Source organism: Synechococcus sp. B60.1 (assembly GCF_047462555.1).
In the GTDB taxonomy this organism is placed as follows: Bacteria; Cyanobacteriota; Cyanobacteriia; order Thermostichales; family Thermostichaceae; genus Thermostichus.
Genome location: NZ_JANSJN010000042.1, coordinates 9,151 through 11,796, shown reverse-complemented (window position 1 = coordinate 11,796; position 2,646 = coordinate 9,151). Strand labels below are relative to the sequence as shown.

Annotated in this window: 1 protein-coding gene, 1 tRNA gene and 1 pseudogene; 1 reads left to right on the top strand and 2 read right to left on the bottom strand. The window is 64.6% G+C overall.

From position 1 onward, the window contains the following. The first annotated feature begins 47 nt into the window (after nucleotides 1–47). Nucleotides 48–120 (top strand) — tRNA-His (locus NW863_RS06400). A gap of 23 nt (nucleotides 121–143) precedes the next feature. Here the strand turns inward: NW863_RS06400 and NW863_RS06395 are convergent. Both NW863_RS06395 and NW863_RS06390 read right to left on the bottom strand, forming a co-directional pair. Beyond that, nucleotides 144–2,189: a hydantoinase/oxoprolinase family protein gene (locus tag NW863_RS06395; protein ID WP_414365332.1), complete on the bottom strand. Its 2,046-nt coding sequence runs from the start codon at nucleotides 2,187–2,189 to the stop codon at nucleotides 144–146. A gap of 67 nt (nucleotides 2,190–2,256) precedes the next feature. Next, nucleotides 2,257–2,646, bottom strand: a pseudogene (locus NW863_RS06390) (hypothetical protein); the annotation flags it as partial.

Here is a 2,646-nt window from a genome sequence, read left to right as displayed (position 1 = left end):
GGCTTCGTTCTGTTTGTCCCATGCTAAGCTAGATCCCCAGGATCCTGGCGGGCGTAGCCAAGTGGTTAAGGCAGAGGATTGTGGTTCCTCCATTCGTGGGTTCGAGTCCCATCGTCCGCCCTGCCAAAGAGAGAAAGGGGCCTCTATTCGCAGCTTAAAACCAGGGTGCCCACGGCGTCGATGCTGCCTGTCCAACCGGCTTCGATGACTACGGTAGCCTCAGGCATCTCCACAATCGCTGGCCCGCGTAGCGGAAACCCCACATCCATGCGCCGCCGATCGTAAACCGGGACTGAACGCATTTGGCCGCCCATCCAGGCCTGTCGCTCCCCCTTGAAGGGATCCCCTGGCAAGGGTGGGGGGGCTTGCAGCGGGACGCTGGGCAAGGCCTGCACCGCCCGCAGGCGCAACTGGATGGCTTCCACCACCTGGCTGGGATCCTGCCAGCCGTGGCGCTGCTGGTGGGCTTGGTGAAACCGCTGTTCCAAGAGAGAAACTGGATCCGACAACTGGGCCGGGATCTCCAGCTCAAAGGACTGGCCGCGGTAGCGCAGGTCCAAGCTAAAGTACAGCTCCGGCTCCTGCAGGTCGGCTTTCGCCTGGCGGATGAGGGGCGCCGCCCATGGGGCCAAAAGGGATCCCTCGGCAGCCGACTCCAGTTGCCGCAGCGGCTGCAGGATGGCCCGCCGGTAATCCCGCTGTAGGTTGGCCACAGCCATACCTAGCGCTGAGAGGACACCGGCAAAGGCCGGGATCAAGATGCGGCGGATCCCCAGCTCCTCTGCCAGGGCACAGGCGTGCATAGGCCCGGCTCCGCCAAAGGCCAGCAGGGCAAAATCGGCGGGATCCAAGCCCCGCTCCACGCTAATCACCCGCAAGGCCCGTGCCATGGCCCCATTGGCCAGGGTGCGAATGCCAACAGCTGTCTCCTCCAAACTCAAACCCAAGGGCTCCGCCAGCGTTGCAATAGCCTGGCCAGCCAAGTCCCGCCGCAGGCAAACAGAGTCCCCCAGCCAGCCCCCATCCGGCAGGTAGCCCAGCCAAAGGTTGGCGTCGGTTACTGTGGGAGCCGTTCCTCCCCGCCCGTAGCAGGCCGGCCCAGGGTTGGAGCCGGCACTTTCCGGCCCCACCTGCAGCCCCCCGCCCGGCAACAGCAAGGCCAGGGATCCGCCCCCGGCACTGACGGTATGGATATCAATCTGAGGCTGTTGCACCGGCAGGCCGCACACCACCGCTGACGGGGTAACCTGAGGGAGGCCGTCTTGAATGAGGGCCACATCGGTGCTGGTTCCTCCCATGTCCAGGCTGAGCAGATGGGAATAGCCGCTCAGACGGCCCACATAGGCCGCCCCGTAAACGCCGCCCGCCGGCCCCGAAAGCAATGCCACCGAGGCGTGGGCTGCCGCCTGAGCAAGGGAGGTGACGCCGCCGGAGGATTGCATGATCAGGGGGGCGGGGATCCCTCTCTCCCGACAACCTTGGGCCAAGCGGTGCAGGTAGCCCGCCAGCGCCGGGCTGAGGTAGGCATCAATGGCTGTGGTGCTGAAGCGCTCGTATTCGCGAAACTCCGGTGTCACTTCGCAGGAGAGGGAAACGTGCAAGCCGGGAAAGGCCTTGCGCAAAGCCGCCCCCAGGCGCTGCTCGTGCTCCGGGTAGAGGAAAGAAAACAAAAACCCTACCCCCACGGCGCGGATCCCCTCCCGGTGCACCCGCTCTCCCACCTCCCGGATGACGCGCTGGATCTCCTCCTCCGTCAGCGGCTCCAACACGCCGCTTGCGCTGCAGCGCTCCTTTACCTCTAGGCAGTGGTGGCGGGGCACCACCGGCTCCGGCTTGGGCTGGGTGAGGTCGTAGAGGGAGGGGCGGTTTTGGCGGCCAATGGCCAGCACATCCCGGAAACCCGCTGTGGTCAAAAACAGGGTAGGGGCTCCCTTGCGCTCCAGGAGGGCGTTGGTGGCCACCGTCATACCATGGCAGAACACGTCTACCTTAACCGCGCCCAGCTTGTCCAAGGCGGCAAAGACCCCCTCTTCCGGGCTAGGGGTGGAGAGCACCTTGGCCGTCCGGATCTGGCCTTCCTGAAGGAGCACTAGATCGGTGAAAGTCCCCCCCACATCGATCCCCAGACGGACCAAACCCTCCTGCCTCCAATCCTGTTGCTCGGCTTGCTCGCTGCTGGTGTTGGACATTGCTCAATAAGGCTCTCGTAAGGCTCTCGTGCAGGCCCGCCCCTGCGCTTCTAATTTCAACCCCTCCCTAGAGACGACGCCGGGGCACCTCTTCCGACTCAGTTGCCAGGGGTTGCTCCTGCTGCAAAAGCTGGCGAAAGGCCGGCTCGTCCAGCCGGTAGTCCCGCTGCTCGATTAAATCCCGATCCGTGGAGTAGATGGTGTCCGCCTCCTGCACCACCTCTTGGCGGCGGAAGCGGCGGGCAAAGTCGAGCTTGCGCAGCAGCACCTCGGAGGGACGCTTCAGCCGCTCTTGCCAGAACCGCCGGATGCGGTTGCGCCGCTCCACCCCCTGGTTGCGGAATTGCAACGTCAGCCACCGCACTGCAGGCACCGCCAAAAACAGCGTGCCATAGAGGAAGAGGAATCCAATCAGCGGGTAGATAAACGCCAGAAAGGCGTTGCTCCCGGCGGCGGC